The following is a 17,585-nucleotide window of genomic DNA, read 5'->3' on the forward strand; positions in this document are numbered from 1 at the left end:
CATGCAGGCCACCATCCTCTTCGTCGTCCCGCGCTTCCACACCAACCTCGCCTTCGCGGTACGGGCGTTGACCGATGCGGGCGCGAAGGTGGCGGTCTGGGGTTCGAGCTCGGGCGGGGCCGAGGATCACAGCTATATCGCGCCGCAGGTGTTCCGCGATGCGGGCGACATCGCGGCGCTGGAGGCGGCGTGGTCCGAGCTGAAGCCCGACATCGCCTTCCTGCGCAACAGCGCCAAGCTGCGCTTCGCGGCGGCCAAGGTCGGGCGGTGCCACGGCACCGCGCTCTGGTCCTATGACCTGCACCCCTATCACCGGCACGAGCCGTTCTCGCGCCGGTTCTACCTCTGGCGCAAGGGGCTGCCGATCCGCCGGGTGACCGCGACGAAGGGGCTGGGCGAGACCCGCCCCGACCGCTGGGCGCGCTACCTGCCCTGGCCGGTGGTGGGCGACCCGCCGCCGCCGATGCCCGAGCGCGGCGGCGAGGGGCCTGTCACCGTGCTCTGCGTCGCCAAGCTGGGGCAGAAGCGCAAGATGCAGCATCTGGTGATCGACGGCATGCGCGCCGCGGGGCGCGCCGGCAAGGCGCGGCTGATCCTGATCGGCTCGGAGCGCGTGCTCGACACGCCCGAGGACCGCGCGCATGGCGCATTGCTGCGCTCCGAGGCCGAGGCCGAGGACTGGATCGAGATGCGCGGCCTCATTCCCTTTGCCGAGATGCCGGGGCTCTATGCCGCGTCCGACATCTGCATCCTGCCCAGCTTCGACGAGCCGCTTGGCTTCGCGCCGGCGGAGTCGATGGCCTATGGCTGCGTGCCGGTGATCTCCACGGAGGCCGGCTCGGCGGGCTATATCCGCGAGGGCGAGAACGGCCTGCTCTGCGATCCCAACGATCCGGCGACGGTCGAGGCGGCGCTGGCGCGGCTGATCGAGGATGCCGATCTGCGCCGGAAGCTCGGCCAAGGTGCCCGTGAAACCGCGCTCGGAGAGCTCGGGCCGCAGCGCTTTGTGCAGCGGATGCAGGCGCTGATCGATGAGGGCTGACCGGCCCGGATTACACCAAGGTTAAATTAAACCAGGGTTAAAGTTTCACGAAGGTTAATGCGCGGCCGTGCTGCGCCCGGAGTGGCTGCCGAGTGCCGCGGTCAGGATCGCTGCGCGATCCGACCCTGCGCACGGCGCGCTCGCGCTGGAACGCGAGCCCGCTACTCCCACCACCGATCAATCGTGGCGATGTCGTCATCCGACCAGCCGAAATGATGCGCGAACTCGTGTACCGTGACGTGGATCACCAGATCCTCGAGCTCGATGTCCCCGCGGTCGCGCCATTCCGCGAGGATCGGCTCGCGGAACAGCCAGACGCGGTCGGGCCAGGGCGAGGGATCGCTCACCGAGCGCTCGGTCAGCGGGATGCCCTCGTAGAGCCCCGTCAGTTCGAGCGGGTCGTCAATCTCCATCTCGGCCAGCACGTCCTCGGGCGGCGAGTCGACGACCTCCAGCAGCACCTCCGCCGCGCTCCGGCGGAACGGTTCGGGGAAACTCTCGATGGCGCGCTGGGCCATGGCTTCGAAGGCGGCGAGATCGGTTCTGCTCATGCCATTCCGTATGGCGCGCCCCGCACGATAGGAAAAGGTCGCATTTCGACGCCGGTGTCGCGAATGGCGCAGACCGCCGCGCGCAGGGCGCTACAGCAGGCGCTCGTTCAGCCAGAGGCCCCGCCCATGCTCACCGTTCACCGCATCCCCGCTGCGTTCTCCGAGATCGACTGCGACCGCATCATCGACCTGTCCCGCAGCGCCGAGAGCGCCGACGCGCGGCTGGTGGGCCGCAATCAGGATCACAATCTGCGCCGCGCCGATCTGGTCTGGCTTGATGATGTCGACGGCGCCGAGTGGGTGATGGAGAAGATCATCGAACTGGTCCGTCAGGCCAACCGCGCGGTCTATGGCTTCGATCTCGATGCCTTTGACGAGAGCGCGCAGGTGGCGCGCTACGGGGCCGAGCGGCAGGGCCATTTCGGCTGGCATTCCGATGTCGGGGACGGGCGTCTCGCCGCGCGCCGCAAGCTGACCATGGTGGTGCAGCTCTCGGATCCTGACGGCTATCGCGGCGGCACGCTCGAGGTGATGCCGTCGGCGCATACGGTCGAGGCGGAGCGGTCGCGCGGCAGCGCCACGCTGTTCCCGTCCTACCTGCTGCACCGGGTGACCCCGGTCGAGGCCGGCGAGCGTCACTCGATGACCATCTGGGCGCACGGCCCGGCCTTCCGCTAGGGGGCTCAGAACCCGTCGAGGTCGGTGTCGCCCCAGTAGCCCGCGCGGCGCATCGCCAGCGAGCGGCGGTGGCCCAGTGTCGCGATGACCGAGACCGCGAAGACCGCCAGAGAGACGCTCGCGACGAGGGTCGACATGAACTTGCCGCCGATGCCGTTGGCGATGCCCTCGACAAGGTCGATCGAGACGCTGCCCATGGCGATGAAGTGCAGGGCGCAGACCCCTGCCACCATGCCGAGCCCCTTGCGCATCTGGCTGCGCGTGTCGTCGCCCTCTTGCAGCATGGCAAGCACGAACCCGGCGATGCCGGCCGTGATGCCGATGAGCAGGGTGAGCGGGTTGTAGATCGCGAGGCAGTTCTCCAGGGCCGACATGCCGGTCAGGTGCATGGCGGCGACGCCGAGCCCGGCCATCACACCCAGCCCGACGCGGACGTGCTCGCTCTCGACGAAGAGGCTAGCGGCGATCGGCAGGCCCACCAGCGTGATGCCGACGAGGATCGAGATTGTGGTCAGCGGCAGATCGTAGGTCAGCGCCGCATCTGGGCGATACCCGATCATGGCGACGAAATGGGTCGTCCACACCCCGACCCCGGCAACGAGCGCAACCCAGACCGCCACCACGTAGCGCTGGTTCAGGGTGGCGTAATCGCTGTTGCGCATCAGGAGCACGAGCATGCCCGCCGTGATCACGCATACGCCAGCGGCGGCGGCGATGAAGTTCGTCTGGGTCTCGAGGATGCCCTGCAGAAGTGTTCCAAGCACGATGAACGGCTCCGATGATCGAATCTCAGTTTTGTCGAGTGCAGATCAACGTGCGGATGAGGCGCAAAGATGGCTTCGAAATGATGCTTTAATGTCAGGGGTTTAGTTAATATCTCGCTGAGAGGGTTTCGGCGCTCCCGGTGGGCGGGGTGACCCGGTAGCGCCAACGGAGATTGAGCGCATACAAACAAGGTGTTGCGGGCGTCCGACCTCAGGAAAACCGGTTTTTTCGGAGCGGGGTGTGCGCTGAATCCGTGGCCCGGCCCGGCGTTCCGGCCGAGGGGCAAGGGCCTTACGGTCTGAGACTCCCGAAACGACCGCCAAGGCACCGAAAAGGGTCGCCGCGCCCGGGGGAGCGGGCGCGGCGGGGCGGAGCAGAGCATCAGCTGGTAGCTGTGCGGCACGTAATGGAAGCCGTCGTCGCGGGCCTCGGCATAGCCGAGCGCCGGAAACGGCATGTGGTAGCCGATGAACGGGATCTTGTCCGCGGCCAGCATGTCGAGCGTCTTGCGCCGGGTCTGCGCGGCGGCGGCCTTGTCGGTGTCAAAGCTCACCTCCCAGTCGGGATGGGCCAGCGAGAACACGTAGTGGTTGGCAAGGTCGGCGATCAGCATCAGCTGCTTGCCGCCGCTTTCCAGCATGTAGCTCATGTGGCCCGGCGTGTGACCCGGGGTCATCACCGAGGTCACGCCCGAGGCGATGCTCTCGCCGTTGCCGATGAAGCTGAACTGCTCGGACAGCGGCTTGACCTTGTTGTTGAAGGTATCATTCGCGACGCCCGACCAGTGGTCGTACTCGGCCTGCCCGGTGACGTGCTGCGCGTTGGCAAAGGTGGGGCCATCGCCGCCGGTCAGACCGCCGACATGGTCGCCATGCATGTGGGTGATCACAACGTGGCTCACGTCGCCCGCGGCATAGCCCGCCGCCTCGACCGCGGCGACGATGCCCTCGGGATTGAGGCCGGTGTCGAACAGGATCAGCTCGCTGCCGGTGTTGACCAGCGTGGGCGTGAAGAAGAACTGCGCCTTGTCGGTGGGGATGTGCGCGGCCTCGGCGGCCTCGGCGAATTCCTCGTCCGAGGCGTTGAGCCCGAAGATCGAGTGCGGATCCTCGCGCGTGGCGGTGCCGGCCATCAGAGCGGTGACCTCGAAATCGCCAAGCGTCACGCGGTTCACCTTGGGGACCTGCGCGTCCTGCTTGGCGGCTTGCGCGCGCACCGTGCCGGCGCTGGCGGCCACCAGCGGCAGGGCTGCGGCGCCGGCAAGGGCCGTGCGGCGGCTGAACTTTGTCTGTTCCGTCATGTCTGGGACTCCCTCCTGTTGATGCACCGAAGATAGATCTTCGCGCTTTGCTTGCCAGAGCGAGCTTTGCGGGTTGTTAACACCCGGCAGGCTAGTCAGCGGCACCCCAAGACGGAGATGCTGATGATTCCCGAAACCTCCAACCCCTGCTGGCGCCGTGTGCTCACCTCCGAGAGCGACCTGTCCGGCGCTGTTCTGGCCACCAAGCTGCTGGTCACGCGGCTCCGGCGCGAGGTCAAGGCGCGCCCCGGTGCGCTCGGTTCCAAGATCGCCGAGCTGCGCGATTATTTCGAGAAAAATGCCTTTGCGGTGAAAGACATCGCCCTCTTCTGAAAGGACAGGCCATGAAGAATGCAATGATGAGCGTGGCCGAGACGGCGGCGCGGATCGAGGCCGGCAAGGTGCTGGTCATCGCTGGATCGGAAGCGGCGCTGTCGCAGCTGCCCAAGGGGCGCTGGATCGGCGGCACCTCGGTCTATTTCATGACCGATACCGGCGGCCGGGTGGATCGCGATAACCTCTTTGTGACCGAGATCGAGGCCGCCGAGGACGCGCGTGCGGTGCTCTACAGCGGCGAGGACCTGCCGAGCCTGACGATGAACCGTTTCGACAACGGGCTGTCGGTAATCCTGATTCCGGCCTTCAGCCAGGCGCATGAAGAGTTCGCCATTCACGGCAGCAGCTATTCCGGCGTGTTCGACCAGCCTTTGATGGGCTGGGTGACCGGCGTGCATCTCGACGATCTCGAGACCGCGAAGCCCAAGGTGTTCGACGGCGCGCGCGGCAGGGCCTTCGAGGAGGGCGCGATGCTGTTGCACGTGAAACTGCGCGCCGACCGCGTCGCGGATATCGACATTCTGAACCTCTTCGAACAGGACCAGAGCGCCGACGAGATCACCTTTGCCGGCACCGGGTTCTCGGCGCGGACCGCGCTGGTGAACGGCGAGGAGGTCGATTTCGCCAGCTACCTTGCGGAAAAGGGCGTCGATACGCGCTGCCCGCTGGTGGCGAATTTCGCCGGTGCCATGATCAACGTCTCGTTCCAGTCGGTCGAGCCGGGCAAGCCGGTGAGCTTCTACGCCCCGGTGATCGAGGGGGTCAGCTACCGCATCGCGAAGCTGCCGGGCGACTACGCCTCGGAATTCGCCGCGCGGGCGCAGGGCGAGGGCAGCCGCGAGCTGTCGTGCAACTGCATCCTCAACTTCCTTTACGGAGAGCTCGAATCGAAGACCACGGGAAGCTTCACCGGTCCGGCGACCTTCGGCGAGATCGCATATATGCTGCTGAACCAGACCATGGTGCGTCTGAACATTCAGGCGGCAGAGGCCGCGGCGGTGGCATGAGAGGGCAGGCTCCCGGCGCAGTCGCGCCGGGGGCTCATTCCTCGATCTGGCTGGCGCCGCATTGCGGCAGGTAGCCCATGACCATCTCGTGGGTGCAGAGCGAGGTCGCCGGTGTCGTGACCGTGGCGCTGGCCGCGGCCGCGCCAAGCGCCAGCGAGTCCGGGCCGCTCATCCCCGAGGCGAGGCCAAAGGCGAAGGCGCCGACAAAGCTGTCGCCCGCGCCCACCGCAGACACGACCGAGACATTGGCGGCGCTCACCTGCACCAGCCCGTCCGGTCCGGCCATCACCGAGCCGTCGGCGCCGCGCGCTACGATGACCCGCTCGGCAGCGCCGCGCGCCACCAGCTCGGCGGCGAACTGCGCCGACTCGAGTCGCGTCACCAGCGGACGGCCGGCCAGCCCCTCGGCTTCCTCGGTGTCCATGCGCAGCACCGCCGGGGCCGGGGTGGTGCCCTTGGCGAGGTATTCCAGCGCCGGGCCAGAGGTGTCGACGATCACCAGCGCGTGGCGCTCCTGCAGCGCGGCGCAGAGCTGGGTCGCGAATTCCACCGACACGCCGGGCGGTTGGCTGCCGCTGAGCACCACGATGCCGCCTTCGGGCACCGAGGCCGCGATTGCCTGCAGCGCCTCGGTCACCTCTTCCTCGGACCATTGCGGGCCCGGCATGACGAAGCGGTATTGCTGTCCGGTCTCGCGGTCATGCACGGCAAGGCTCTCGCGCGTTTCGCCCGGCGCCTTCATCCGCACCAGCGGGATGCCCTGATCGGCCATCGCCGCCTCGAGCCGCATGCCGCTGGGGCCGGCCAGCGCCACGAAGGCACGGGCGTGCCCGCCAAGCGCAGCCACCACGCGGGCCACGTTGATGCCCCCGCCCCCGGGATCCACGGTGAACGGATCGCAGCGCAGCTTGGGCCCGGCAACCACGCGGTCGGCGGTGGTCGTCAGGTCGAGCGCGGGGTTCAGCGTGACGGTCAAAATATCGTTCATGAGCCGCACCATGGCACTCAACCAACGGTTCGCCAAGAGCCTCGAACTGGACAAATGACCGCGCTTGTGGGAAGTGCCGTCCGCGTAAGCAGGAGCCTCCCATGACCGTCACCCGTTTTGCCCCTTCGCCCACCGGCCACATCCATGTGGGCAACCTTCGCACGGCACTGTTCAACTACCTGATCGCCCGCAAGGCCGGCGGCACCTTCATTCTGCGCATCGACGACACCGATCCCGAGCGCAGCAAGGAAGAGTATGTCGACGGCATCAAGCGCGACCTCGAGTGGCTGGGCCTGACATGGGACCGGACGGAGCGACAGAGCGAGCGGCTCGACCGCTACCATGCCGCCGCCGACCAGCTGCGCGAGATTGGCCGTTTCTACGAGGCATGGGAGACCCCGACCGAGCTCGACCTGAAGCGCAAGAAGCAGCTCAACATGGGCAAGCCGCCGGTCTATGACCGTGCGGTGCTTGCGCTTTCCGACGACGAGAAGGCGGCCATGCGGGCCGAGCGCGGCGATGGCGTCTGGCGCTTCAAGCTCGATCAGGAGCGCATCGAGTGGACCGACGGCATCCTCGGCGACATCTCGATCGACGCGGCTTCGGTCTCCGATCCGGTGCTGATCCGCGGCGATGGCCAGATCCTCTACACGCTGGCCTCGGTGGTCGACGATACCGAGATGGGCGTCACCCACGTGGTGCGCGGCTCCGACCACGTGACCAACACCGCGACGCAGATCCAGATCATCAACGCGCTGGGCGGCAACGTCCCGAGCTTTGCCCACCACTCGCTGCTGACCGGCCCGCAGGGTGAGTCGCTTTCCAAGCGACTCGGCGTGCTGTCGATCCGCGACCTGCGTGAAAGCGGCATCGAGCCCGAGGCGCTGCTGTCGCTGATGGCGCGGCTCGGCTCGAGCCAGCCGGTGGAGCTGCGCCTGTCGCTCGAGGAAATCGCCGAGGGCTTCGAGCTGTCGCAGTTTGGCGCCGCGCCGACCAAGTTCGACGTGCAGGATCTCTACCCGCTGACCGCGCGCAAGCTGCACGGCCTGCCGCTCTCGGCGGTGGCCGACGAGATCGCGGCGCTGGGCGTGCCGGCGGACAAGGCCGAGCTGTTCTGGAGCGTCACGCGCGAGAACATCGAGACCCGCAAGGATCTCGCCGGCTGGTGGGAGCTGTTCCGCGACGGCGCCGAGCCGCTGATCGCCGACGAGGACAAGGACTTCATCGCCGAGGCGATGGCGATCCTGCCCGAGGGCCCGCTCACCCAGGACAGCTGGAGTGACTGGACCAAGGCGGTGAAGGAGCAGACCGGCCGCAAGGGCAAGGGCCTGTTCATGCCCCTGCGCAAGGCGCTGACGGGCCGCGAGCGCGGGCCCGAGATGGCCGACGTGCTGCCGCTGCTGCAGACCATCCCGGCGCGCAAGCTCGCCAAGGGCTGAGCCTTAGACGCGGCGCGCCAGCGCGTCGCGATCCTCCTTAACCTCGATCGCGGCCTGGGCATGATGCAGCGCGTAGGCGCGGGTGCGCCGCGCCGCCTGCGCCAGGTCGCGCCACTCGGCGTGCTCGAGCTTGCTCAAGGTATCCAGCACCGTGCCGATCACCTCGGGGTGGCCGGCCCCGGCGCGGATCAGCGGCTCGAACCCGACCTGCATCAGTTCCGTCGCGGTCAGCGCGGGCGCCTCGATGCGGGGGAATTGCGGCGGCTGCGCCTCGGGCGGTTCGGCCTCGGACAGCAGCCGCGCCAGCCGGTGCACCACGTCGACCGCGGTGCCCGGATCGTTGATCCCCGGCGACAGCGCCCGCACCGCGGTCTCGTTCAACACCACCACGCCGAAGCGGGCATCCTGCTCGGCGGTGCGGATCTCGCCGAAGGTGAAACAGTTGGTCAGCGCGGCGCGGTCCTCGACCTCGCCCAGCACAAAGCCGAGCGGCGCGCCCTTCAGGAGATGCGCGCCGGGAGAGATCCCGAGCGTGATCGAAGCGCCTGCCTCGGCCAGTGCGTCGTTCAGCGCCTCCATGTTGACGAATTGCAGGTAGCCGCTCGAAGGCGCGGGCAGCGGCCACGCAGCCTCGGGGATCTCGGCATCCGGTGCCACCGGCAACCCGCCGAGCGCCGGGCGCTTCAGGGCGTTGTAGAGCGGCTCACGGGCCTGCCGCTCGACCATCTGCAGCGTGTCGTCCATGCTGCCGAGCGTGCTCAGATGCTCGATCCAGCGCAGGATCGAGACGATGATCGCCACGATCACCAGCACCGTGACCCCGAGGATCATGACCGCGGCATTGTCCGGGTAGAGACCGGCGCGGAACATCACCAGCGCGGTCAGGGAGTAGAGGAAGGCGCCGGTGAAGACGGCCAGCACCGTGTGGGTCGTGGTGTCCTCGAGGTGCAGGCGGTAGGCGCGCGGCGTCGCCTGGCTGGCGGCGGCCTGGTAGGCCTGCACCATCACCGAGAGCGAGAAGGTCGTGACCGTCAGCATCGTCGTGGCGAGGATGTTGAGGATCGGGATCACCGCATCGGGGCCGATCTTGATTTCCCATGCGTCGGGCAGAAGCGGCTCGAAGAGCGGCGACAGGAACGCCATGGCAAAGGCCAGCACCGCGCCGAAGAGCACCCGCGCCACGAGGTTGCGCGCCACGCGGCGCAGGATCAGCAGGGGCTTCGAGCCGATCACGCCGCCACCTTGCGGGCGCCGAGCCCGGCCAGACGGTCATCGACGAAGCGGCGCTCGTCATCGCTGAGCGCCTGGGCGCGCGGGTAGCGCGGGGCCGCGCGGTCGTCGAGGATCGGGGCATCCCAGCCGGTGGTGGTGGCGAAGAAGCGGTCGGCGCCCTCGGCTCCGAACTCGGCCAGATAGCCCTGCACCACCACGTCGAGATAGCTCAGCAGCACCGGGTGATGCGCGTCGGGCGGGAAGATGCGCTCGGACGGGATGGCGTAGATCGCCAGCTGCTCGACGCTCGGCGCGCCGTGGCTGACGCTGTGCAGCGCATCGAGCCGGTCATAGGCGTGTTCGCGCAGGTCGAGCGCGGCCCAGCCATCCGGCGGCACCGGCGCGATCAGCCCCTCGATCTCGCAGTCCGGGTCGGGAATCGCGGTGAGATAGGCGACCTCGCGCGCCTCGGTCCAGCGCCACGCGCGGCGCCAGCCACGGGCGCTGGCGGTGTGGGCGGGGGTGAATCCATGGGTGAGACGGTTCACGAGAGACCCGTATCCGAAGAAGAAAGCGCTGCTCATGCCAGTTTTGCGGGTCCCGGATTGATGTATGTCAAATCGATATTTCTCATTTGATGTATAACGCCTGCATCCTTTGAAAATGGAGGACGGGCTGTGCGCGTCACAAAAAGAACCAACATCGCCATTCGGGTCCTGATGCATTGCGCGGCCAACGCCGGTCGTCTGGTGACCAAATCCGAGATCGCCAAACGATGCAACGCCTCCGAAAACCATCTCGCGCAGGTGATCAACCAGCTCGCCCAGCTTGGCTACCTGCACACCCAGCGCGGGCGCAACGGCGGGCTCGAGCTGTCGCGGGATGCCTCGCAGATCCGCGTCGGTGATGTGTTCCGCGCGCTCGAGGCGCCGGTGCCGCTGGCCGAGTGCTTTGCCGATGTCGACAACACCTGCCCGCTGACCGATGCCTGCCGGCTGAAGATCGCGCTCAGCGACGCGGCCAACGCCTTTTACGCCACGCTCGACCCGATCACCCTCGATACGCTGATCTGCGACAATGCCCCGCTGATGGACATTCTCGCCCCCGAGGGCCGCTGCGCGATGGCCAAGGTCGACCCGGTGCTTGCGGCGCAGTGACAAACATCGTAGCTTGAGACCCATCGCAGAGGGAGAACCGGCTTTGCCGGTGCCGAAGGAGCAACCGCCCCGGAAACTCTCAGGCCCACGGACCTTTGCGGGATAAGAACTCTGGAGAGTGGCGCGGGGGACCGCGCCCGCCGAAGGGATAACGATCTCAGGCTGACGGACAGAGGGGGCATTTCACGCGCGGGATCGGCCTGCGCAACGGAATGTCCGGGGCTGCGCCACGCGCCACATCCGGGCCAGAGGGATGTAAGAGCGCATGGACGAGCTGAAACGCACGCCACTATACGACCTGCACCTCGCGCTTGGCGCGAAGATGGTGCCGTTTGCCGGCTACGAGATGCCGGTTCAGTACAAACTCGGGGTCATGAAAGAGCACCTGCACACGCGTGCCGCGGCAGGGCTTTTCGACGTGAGCCACATGGGGCAGGTGATCCTGCGCGGCGACGACCCACAAGCGGTGGCGCTGGCGCTCGAGACGCTGGTGCCCGTGTCGGTCGCGGGGCTGGCCGAGGGCCGTCAGCGCTATGGTCTCTTCACCAACGATCAGGGCGGCATCGAGGACGACCTGATGATCGCCAATCGCGGCGATCACCTGTTCCTCGTGGTCAACGCCGCCTGCAAGCAGGCCGACGTCGCGCGGCTGCGCGCCGGGCTCGAGCCCAAGGGGGTCTCGGTCGAGTATATCGAGGACCGCGCGCTTCTGGCGCTGCAGGGGCCGGGCGCCGAGGCGGCGCTCGCCGCGCTGAACCCCGCGGTGGCCGGGATGCGCTTCATGGATGTGGCCACGGTCGAGCTGATGGGCGCCGAGGCCTGGGTCTCGCGCTCGGGCTATACCGGCGAGGACGGCTACGAGATCTCGGTGCCGGAGGGTGCAGCGGTGGCGCTGGCCGAGGCGCTGCTGGCGCAGGAGGCGGTCGAGGCGATCGGTCTCGGCGCGCGGGATTCGCTGCGGCTCGAGGCCGGGCTCTGCCTCTATGGTCACGACATCGACACCACCACCACGCCGGCGGCGGGCAACCTGCTCTGGGCGATCCAGAAGGTGCGCCGCGCCGATGGCGAGCGTGCGGGGGGCTTTCCCGGCGCCGACATCATCCTCCCGGAGATCGCCAGCGGCGCGCCGAGCGTCCGGGTCGGGCTGAAGCCCGAGGGCCGCGCGCCGATGCGCGAGGGGATCGAGCTGTATGAGGACGAGACCGGCGGCGCGCCGGTCGGGCGCATCACCTCGGGCGGGTTCGGCCCGACGGTGGGCGGCCCGGTGGCGATGGGGTATGTTCCCGCGGAACGGGCCACGCCGGGCGCGCGTCTTTACGGAGAGGTACGCGGCAAGCGTCTGCCCGTCGAGGTGGTGACGCTGCCGCACGTGAAACAAAGCTACAAGCGCTGACAAAAGGGATCCAGCGAGATGAAATTCACCGAAGAACATGAATGGCTGCGCGTCGAGGACGATCTTGTCGTGGTGGGCATCACCAGCCACGCCGCCGAGCAGCTTGGCGACGTGGTCTTCGTCGAGCTGCCCGAGGCCGGCACCACGGTCAGCAAGGATGACGAGGTGGTGGTGATCGAGTCGGTCAAGGCCGCCTCCGACATCCTCGCGCCCGTCGATGGCGAGATCGTCGAGGTCAACGAGGCGCTGGTCGACGATCCCGGCAAGGTCAACGAGGACCCGGAGGGCGACGCCTGGTTCTTCAAGCTCAAGATCGAGGATCTCTCGGTGCTCGACGAGCTGATGGACGAAGCCGCCTACAAGAAGTTCGTGGGCTGATGCCGCGCGCCAGCCGTCCTTCGCGACGGCTGGCACGGCTGCCCGAAAGACGAGATCCCGACCCCGTCCCTGCCATTGCGCGGGGCGGGCATGGTCGGATTTTGAGTATTTGAAACGTAGAGAAGCACAGCGGTGCGCCCTGTCCGCCGCGCTGCAAGAGGTGAGAGATGGCCTTCACGCCCACTGACTACCAGCCCTATGACTTTGCCAACCGCCGCCATATCGGCCCGTCGCCCGCCGAGATGGACGAAATGTTCGCGGCGCTGGGGGTGGCGGATCTCGACGCGCTGATCGCGCAGACCGTGCCGGAGGGCATCCGCCAGGCCGAGCCGCTCGATTTCGGCGCGCCGCTCTCGGAGCGCGAGATGCTCTGGCGCCTGCAGGAGGTGGCCGAGAAGAACAAGGTGCTGACCTCGCTGATCGGGCAGGGCTATCACAACACGATCACCCCGCCGGCGATCCAGCGCAACATCTTCGAAAATCCGGCCTGGTACACGGCGTATACGCCCTACCAGCCCGAGATCTCTCAGGGGCGGCTCGAGGCGCTGCTGAACTACCAGACCATGGTGTCGGACCTGACCGGGCTCGAGGTCGCCAACGCTTCGCTGCTCGACGAGGCCACCGCCTGCGCCGAGGCGATGACCATGGCCAAGCGGGTTGCCAAGTCGAAGGCCAATGCGTTCTTTGTCGATGAGAACTGCCATCCGCAGAACATCGCGGTGATCCAGACCCGCGCCGCGCCGCTGGGCATCGAGGTGATCGTCGGCGCGCCGGAAGCGCTCGAGGCCGACAAGGTCTTCGCCGCGATCTTCCAGTATCCCGGCACCCATGGCGGGCTGCGCGATTTTTCGGCCGAGATAGAGGCGCTGCACGAGGCCAAGGCCATCGGCATCGTTGCCGCCGACATCATGGCGCTGTGCCTCGTCAAGGAGCCGGGCGCGATGGGCGCCGATATCGCGGTGGGCTCGACCCAGCGCTTCGGCGTGCCGCTGGGCTATGGCGGCCCGCACGCCGCCTACATGGCCACCAAGGACGCCTACAAGCGCGCCATGCCGGGCCGCATCGTCGGCGTCTCGGTCGATGCGCTGGGCAACCGCGCCTACCGCCTCGCGCTGCAGACCCGCGAGCAGCATATCCGCCGCGAGAAGGCGACCTCGAATGTCTGCACGGCGCAGGCGCTTTTGGCGGTGATGGCCGGCTTTTACGCGGTGTTCCACGGGCCGAGCGGGCTCAAGGCCATTGCGCAGCGTATCCATCTCAAGACCGCGCGGCTTGCCAAGGGGCTCGAGGATGCGGGCTACGAGGTGCGGCCGGAGGCGTTCTTCGACACGCTGACCGTGGAGGTCGGGCTGCTGCAGAAAGGCATCCTGCAGGCGGCGGTGAAGGAGGGCATCAACCTGCGCCGCGTCGGCAAGACGAAGATCGGCATCACCCTCGACGAGGCCACCCGCCCGGCGCAGATCGAGGCGGTGTGGCGCGCCTTCGGCCTCGTGCGCAAGGATGAGGGGCAGGGTGACTATCGTCTGCCCGACGCGCTCTTGCGCCAGAGCGACTATCTCACCCACGACGTGTTTCACATGAACCGCGCCGAGACCGAGATGATGCGCTACATGCGCCGGCTGGCCGATCGCGACCTGGCGCTCGACCGGGCGATGATCCCGCTGGGCTCCTGCACCATGAAGCTCAACGCCGCCGCCGAGATGATGCCGGTGAGCTGGCGCGAGTTCGCCGAGCTGCACCCCTATGCGCCGGCCGATCAGGCCAAGGGCTACGCGGAGATGATCGCCGACCTGTCGCAAAAGCTCTGCGCCATCACCGGCTATGACGATTTTTCGATGCAGCCGAACTCGGGCGCACAGGGCGAGTATGCGGGCCTGCTGACCATCGCCTCGTGGCAGAGCGCGCGCGGCGAGGGCCAGCGCAATGTCTGCCTGATCCCGGTCAACGCCCATGGCACCAACCCGGCCTCGGCGCAGATGGTTGGCTGGAAGGTGGTGCCGGTGAAGTGTGACGATCTGGGCTCTATCGACCTCGCCGATTTCCGCGAGAAGGCGGAAAAGCACAGCGACACGCTGGCGGCCTGCATGATCACCTACCCCTCGACCCACGGGGTCTTCGAGGAGACGGTGAAGGAGGTCTGCGCCATCACCCACGAACATGGCGGGCAGGTCTATATCGACGGCGCCAACATGAACGCCATGGTGGGGCTGTCGCGGCCGGGCGATCTTGGCGGCGATGTCAGCCACCTCAACCTGCACAAGACCTTCTGCATCCCGCATGGCGGCGGCGGCCCCGGCATGGGTCCCATTGGCGTCAAGGCGCATCTGGTGCCGCACCTGCCGTCGGATCCGCTGAAAGGCGGCGTGGCGGGGCCGGTCTCGGCCGCGGCCTTCGGCTCGCCCTCGCTGCTGCCGATCTCCTGGGGCTACATCCTGATGATGGGCGGCGAGGGGCTGACGCAGGCAACGCGCGCGGCGATCCTCAACGCCAACTACATCGCGACGCGGCTCGAGGGCGCCTACGAGATCCTCTATACCGGGCCGCAGGGCCGGGTGGCGCATGAGTGCATCCTCGACGTGCGCCCGTTCGAGAAATCCGCCGGGGTCACTGTCGAGGACATCGCCAAGCGCCTCGTCGATTGCGGCTTCCACGCGCCGACGATGAGCTGGCCGGTGGCGGGCACATTGATGGTGGAGCCGACGGAATCGGAGACCAAGGCCGAGCTCGACCGGTTCTGCGACGCGCTGCTGGCGATCCGCGAGGAGATCCGCGACATCGAGGAAGGGCGCATCGACGCGGAGAACAACCCGCTGAAGCACGCGCCGCATACGATGGAGGATCTCGTGCGCGACTGGGATCGGCCCTATTCGCGCGAGCAGGGCTGCTTCCCGCCGGGGGCGTTCCGGGTCGACAAGTACTGGCCGCCGGTCAACCGGGTCGACAATGCCTATGGCGACCGGCATCTCGTCTGCACCTGCCCGCCGATGAGCGACTATGCCGAAGCCGCGGAGTAGGGTGTGAGAGCGCCGGAGTGAGGGGCCAGCCCCTCACACTCCCGGGGATATTTCGGGCCAGAAGATACAGGGGCCCCGCTCTTCGGATGGGAGGGCGGGGCTTTCTTGTTGGCTGCCCGTCGGGAGGCGCGTTTTCCTTGGCGGTGGTCTGGGGTGTCTGGTGCCGGAGCGAGGGGCCAGCCCCTCGCGCTCCCCGGGATATTTTCGGCCAGAAGAAGCAGGGGCGCCGGTCTCTGGTGGGGAGGGCGGGGTCAGGCTTCGGGCAGGTCGAGGAGGAAGGCGAAGGCGTCGCGGATGCGGCCCCAGGTGGCGGGGTCGGAGGCACAGAGCAGGTAGCCGTCGCGTTTGGCGGCGTTGTATTCGGAGCCGTCGAGCATGGCGACATGGCCGCCGGCGCATTGGCAGAGCAGGGCGCCCGCGGCGTGATCCCAGGGGGTGAGCCCGGCGGAGAGCACGAAATCGACGTTGCCCTGCGCCAGCATGCGCATCTCGTGCGCCGAGCAGCGCAGCGACAGCACGCGCTCGAAGCGCGGCAGGAGCGCCGCCATCTCGGCCTGTTTGTCCGAGGGCAGCATGTAAAGCGGCAGGTAGCCCTGCAGCGCCTCGACCGGGCCGCCGTCGGAAACCGACAGCGTGCGGCGCTTGCGGCGGGTCGGCATGACCAGCTCGGCCGGGCCGCCGGCCTCGCCCAGCACCACGTCGTCCATGACGGGGTCGTAGATCAGGCCGAAGACCGGGGTGCCGAAGCGCAGGGCCGAGACGATGACGCCGAAGGTTGTCAGGCCGTGGGCGTAGTTCCAGGTGCCGTCGACCGGATCGATGGTGAAGGCGAGCTCGGCGCCGGCCACCTTGTCGAGCACCTCGGGGTGGGCGGAGACGTTCTCTTCGCCGACGATCAGGGCGTTGGGGAACATCGCCAGAAGGCCGCGGGCGATCATCGCCTCGGCGGCGCGGTCGGCCTCGGTCACCAGGTCCTGGCGGTTCTTCTTCTGGTCGATCTCGCCGCTTTCGAGGTTGCGGAAGCGGGGCAGGATCTCGGCCCGGGCGGCGCGGCGCACGAGGTTGAGGATCGCGCTGCGCTGCGCCTTGCTCAGGGTCGAGACCGGCATCGGGAGGGTGTCGCTCATCGCTCGGGTCCTTGGTCAGCCAGGGTTCGTGTCAGGCTTTGCCAGCGGTTGCGCCGGGGTGCAAGGCGGCCTATTCGCGCGCCCGCAGCACCCGGGCTGGACGGGCGGAAAGTGGCCGCCAAGCGAAGCCGAGCCCGGCCAGCAGCGTGGCGACCACGCCGCCGGCGATGATGCCGAGCGCCGAGGGCCACATCACCGCGAAATCGGTCTCCATGATGAAATGGCTGATGGCCCAGCCGCCGAGGATGCCGGCGCCGAGCGCCACCACCCCAGCCCCTGCGCCCAGAAGCGCCGAGCGCAGGGCGAAGCTCTGCAGGATGCGGGCGCGGCTGGCGCCCAGCGTCTTGAGCACCGCCGCCTCGTAGGTGCGCGCGCCCTCTCCCGCCGCCGCCGCGCCGATCAGCACGAGGAAGCCGGTGAGCAGCGTCGCCGCGGCGCCCCAGCGGATGGCGCTGCCGACGCCTTCGAGCAACTCGGCCACCCGGTCGATGGCGTCCTTCACGCGGATCGCGGTGATGTTGGGATAGGCGGAGGCGAGATCGCGCAGGATCTGGGCCTCGGCCTCGGGCTCGGCATAGACCGTCGAGATGAAGGTGTGCGGCGCGCCCTGCAGGGCGGCTGGGTTCAGTGTCATGACAAAGCCGATGCCGGCGGTGGAGAAATCCACGTCGCGGAAGCTGGTGATGGTGGCGGTGATGTCGCGGCCGAGCACGTTGAAGGTGATCTCGTCGCCAAGGGAAAGGCCGATCTCCTCGGCCTCCTCGCGGGCGAAGCTGATCTGCGGCGGGCCGTCATAGCCCTCGGGCCACCATTCGCCTTCGGTGATGATGGTGCGCCCGTCCGGTTGCGCGGCGTAGGTGATGCCGCGGTCGCCGCGCACCACCCAGTGATCGCCGGCCACCTGTTGCGCATCCACGCCGTTGATCTCGGTGATCACGCCGCGCAGCATCGGCGCGGTGTCGATGCGGCTCACGGCGGCGTCGCCTTCGAGACGCTCGAGATAGCCGTCGATCTGGTTCGGCTGGATATCGACGAAGAAATAGGAGGGCGCGATCTCGGGCAGGTCGCGGTTGATCGCGGCGCGCAGGTTGCCATCGATCTGGCCGATGGCGGCGAGCACCGACAGGCCCAGCCCCAGAGACAGCACCACCGAGGCCGCGGTCTCGCGCGGGCCGCCGATGGCGCCGAGCGCCCGGTC

16 protein-coding genes, 1 pseudogene and 2 riboswitches are annotated in these 17,585 nt (G+C 68.0%); of the genes and pseudogenes, 9 read left to right on the forward strand and 8 right to left on the reverse strand.

All coding sequences use genetic code 11. The features are described 5' to 3' along the window. Position 1 precedes the first annotated feature (1 nt). Complete coding sequence (locus tag AC6RA4_RS05005) at positions 2–1,042, forward strand: glycosyltransferase family 4 protein (RefSeq protein WP_500157999.1); 1,041 nt, start codon at positions 2–4, stop codon at positions 1,040–1,042. Positions 1,043–1,203: 161 nt separating this feature from the next. Here the strand turns inward: AC6RA4_RS05005 and AC6RA4_RS05010 are convergent, their stop codons facing one another. Continuing rightward, the gene (locus AC6RA4_RS05010) at positions 1,204–1,593 is read right to left on the reverse strand and encodes a metallopeptidase family protein (protein WP_500158001.1); all 390 of its coding nucleotides are present in this window, start codon (positions 1,591–1,593) and stop codon (positions 1,204–1,206) included. Positions 1,594–1,719: 126 nt separating this feature from the next. Here AC6RA4_RS05010 and AC6RA4_RS05015 point away from each other — a divergent pair, with 126 nt between their 5' ends. Then, positions 1,720–2,271 carry a 2OG-Fe(II) oxygenase gene (locus AC6RA4_RS05015; protein WP_500158003.1) on the forward strand — a complete coding sequence of 184 codons (552 nt, stop codon included), beginning with the start codon at positions 1,720–1,722 and terminating at the stop codon, positions 2,269–2,271. A 5-nt stretch (positions 2,272–2,276) separates the two neighbouring features. On the opposite strand, the gene AC6RA4_RS05020 is transcribed toward AC6RA4_RS05015, so the two are convergent. Both AC6RA4_RS05020 and AC6RA4_RS05025 read right to left on the reverse strand, forming a co-directional pair. After that, positions 2,277–3,035: an MHYT domain-containing protein gene (locus AC6RA4_RS05020; protein ID WP_500158005.1), complete on the reverse strand. Its 759-nt coding sequence runs from the start codon at positions 3,033–3,035 to the stop codon at positions 2,277–2,279. 377 nt (positions 3,036–3,412) lie between these two features. After that, positions 3,413–4,336: pseudogene (locus AC6RA4_RS05025) on the reverse strand (MBL fold metallo-hydrolase); the annotation flags it as partial. A gap of 123 nt (positions 4,337–4,459) precedes the next feature. Between AC6RA4_RS05025 and AC6RA4_RS05030 the strand changes: the two are divergent. Beyond that, a complete protein-coding gene (locus tag AC6RA4_RS05030) occupies positions 4,460–4,669 on the forward strand; it encodes a hypothetical protein (protein ID WP_500158007.1) in 210 nt (69 codons plus the stop codon). An 11-nt stretch (positions 4,670–4,680) separates the two neighbouring features. Continuing rightward, the gene (locus tag AC6RA4_RS05035; protein ID WP_500158009.1) at positions 4,681–5,679 is read left to right on the forward strand and encodes a DUF6976 family protein; all 999 of its coding nucleotides are present in this window, start codon (positions 4,681–4,683) and stop codon (positions 5,677–5,679) included. Positions 5,680–5,713: 34 nt separating this feature from the next. Here AC6RA4_RS05035 and AC6RA4_RS05040 read toward each other — a convergent pair whose 3' ends face one another. Then, positions 5,714–6,667: a 1-phosphofructokinase family hexose kinase gene (locus AC6RA4_RS05040; RefSeq protein ID WP_500158011.1), complete on the reverse strand. Its 954-nt coding sequence runs from the start codon at positions 6,665–6,667 to the stop codon at positions 5,714–5,716. 101 nt (positions 6,668–6,768) lie between these two features. Here AC6RA4_RS05040 and gltX point away from each other — a divergent pair, with 101 nt between their 5' ends. Beyond that, complete coding sequence (gltX, locus tag AC6RA4_RS05045; protein WP_500158013.1) at positions 6,769–8,106, forward strand: glutamate--tRNA ligase; 1,338 nt, start codon at positions 6,769–6,771, stop codon at positions 8,104–8,106. Positions 8,107–8,109: 3 nt separating this feature from the next. Here gltX and AC6RA4_RS05050 read toward each other — a convergent pair whose 3' ends face one another. Together AC6RA4_RS05050 and AC6RA4_RS05055 are read right to left on the reverse strand one after the other, a co-directional pair. Continuing rightward, positions 8,110–9,339 (reverse strand): DUF2254 domain-containing protein, encoded by a 1,230-nt coding sequence (locus AC6RA4_RS05050; protein WP_500158015.1) that lies wholly within the window; start codon positions 9,337–9,339, stop codon positions 8,110–8,112. Beyond that, positions 9,336–9,902 carry a gamma-glutamylcyclotransferase family protein gene (locus tag AC6RA4_RS05055; RefSeq protein ID WP_500158017.1) on the reverse strand — a complete coding sequence of 189 codons (567 nt, stop codon included), beginning with the start codon at positions 9,900–9,902 and terminating at the stop codon, positions 9,336–9,338. The genes AC6RA4_RS05050 and AC6RA4_RS05055 overlap by 4 nt, the downstream gene beginning before the upstream one ends. A 93-nt stretch (positions 9,903–9,995) precedes the next feature. Between AC6RA4_RS05055 and AC6RA4_RS05060 the strand changes: the two genes are divergently transcribed. From AC6RA4_RS05060 to gcvP, 4 genes are all read left to right on the forward strand, one after another. Further along, positions 9,996–10,475, forward strand: coding sequence for an RrF2 family transcriptional regulator (locus AC6RA4_RS05060; protein ID WP_500158019.1), 480 nt, complete (start codon positions 9,996–9,998; stop codon positions 10,473–10,475). Positions 10,476–10,494: 19 nt separating this feature from the next. Beyond that, positions 10,495–10,580: riboswitch (glycine riboswitch) on the forward strand. After that, positions 10,581–10,658, forward strand: a riboswitch (glycine riboswitch). Between the two features lie 82 nt (positions 10,659–10,740). Next, the gene (gene gcvT, locus AC6RA4_RS05065; protein WP_500158021.1) at positions 10,741–11,868 is read left to right on the forward strand and encodes a glycine cleavage system aminomethyltransferase GcvT; all 1,128 of its coding nucleotides are present in this window, start codon (positions 10,741–10,743) and stop codon (positions 11,866–11,868) included. 18 nt (positions 11,869–11,886) lie between these two features. Further along, complete coding sequence (gcvH, locus tag AC6RA4_RS05070; RefSeq protein ID WP_222603182.1) at positions 11,887–12,246, forward strand: glycine cleavage system protein GcvH; 360 nt, start codon at positions 11,887–11,889, stop codon at positions 12,244–12,246. A 167-nt stretch (positions 12,247–12,413) separates the two neighbouring features. After that, positions 12,414–15,260, forward strand: coding sequence for an aminomethyl-transferring glycine dehydrogenase (gene gcvP / locus AC6RA4_RS05075; protein ID WP_500158023.1), 2,847 nt, complete (start codon positions 12,414–12,416; stop codon positions 15,258–15,260). Between the two features lie 251 nt (positions 15,261–15,511). Here gcvP and AC6RA4_RS05080 read toward each other — a convergent pair whose 3' ends face one another. After that, a complete protein-coding gene (locus AC6RA4_RS05080; protein WP_500158025.1) occupies positions 15,512–16,387 on the reverse strand; it encodes an inositol monophosphatase family protein in 876 nt (291 codons plus the stop codon). 70 nt (positions 16,388–16,457) lie between these two features. Continuing rightward, on the reverse strand, positions 16,458–17,585 hold a 1,128-nt coding region (locus AC6RA4_RS05085), incomplete at its 5' end, for an ABC transporter permease (RefSeq protein ID WP_500158028.1).

The organism is Salipiger sp. (assembly GCF_059781815.1).

What these genes read in the sequence shown, in the direction of transcription:
- AC6RA4_RS05055 (WP_500158017.1), bottom strand. Translation starts at nt 9,902, where the DNA reads ATGAGCAGCGCTTTCTTCTTCGGATACGGGTCTCTCGTGAACCGTCTC.
- AC6RA4_RS05035 (WP_500158009.1), top strand. Translation starts at nt 4,681, where the DNA reads ATGAAGAATGCAATGATGAGCGTGGCCGAGACGGCGGCGCGGATCGAG.
- gcvP (WP_500158023.1), top strand. Translation starts at nt 12,414, where the DNA reads ATGGCCTTCACGCCCACTGACTACCAGCCCTATGACTTTGCCAACCGC.
- AC6RA4_RS05080 (WP_500158025.1), bottom strand. Translation starts at nt 16,387, where the DNA reads ATGAGCGACACCCTCCCGATGCCGGTCTCGACCCTGAGCAAGGCGCAG.
- gcvH (WP_222603182.1), top strand. Translation starts at nt 11,887, where the DNA reads ATGAAATTCACCGAAGAACATGAATGGCTGCGCGTCGAGGACGATCTT.
- gcvT (WP_500158021.1), top strand. Translation starts at nt 10,741, where the DNA reads ATGGACGAGCTGAAACGCACGCCACTATACGACCTGCACCTCGCGCTT.
- AC6RA4_RS05030 (WP_500158007.1), top strand. Translation starts at nt 4,460, where the DNA reads ATGATTCCCGAAACCTCCAACCCCTGCTGGCGCCGTGTGCTCACCTCC.
- AC6RA4_RS05015 (WP_500158003.1), top strand. Translation starts at nt 1,720, where the DNA reads ATGCTCACCGTTCACCGCATCCCCGCTGCGTTCTCCGAGATCGACTGC.
- AC6RA4_RS05040 (WP_500158011.1), bottom strand. Translation starts at nt 6,667, where the DNA reads ATGAACGATATTTTGACCGTCACGCTGAACCCCGCGCTCGACCTGACG.
- AC6RA4_RS05010 (WP_500158001.1), bottom strand. Translation starts at nt 1,593, where the DNA reads ATGAGCAGAACCGATCTCGCCGCCTTCGAAGCCATGGCCCAGCGCGCC.
- AC6RA4_RS05005 (WP_500157999.1), top strand. Translation starts at nt 2, where the DNA reads ATGCAGGCCACCATCCTCTTCGTCGTCCCGCGCTTCCACACCAACCTC.
- gltX (WP_500158013.1), top strand. Translation starts at nt 6,769, where the DNA reads ATGACCGTCACCCGTTTTGCCCCTTCGCCCACCGGCCACATCCATGTG.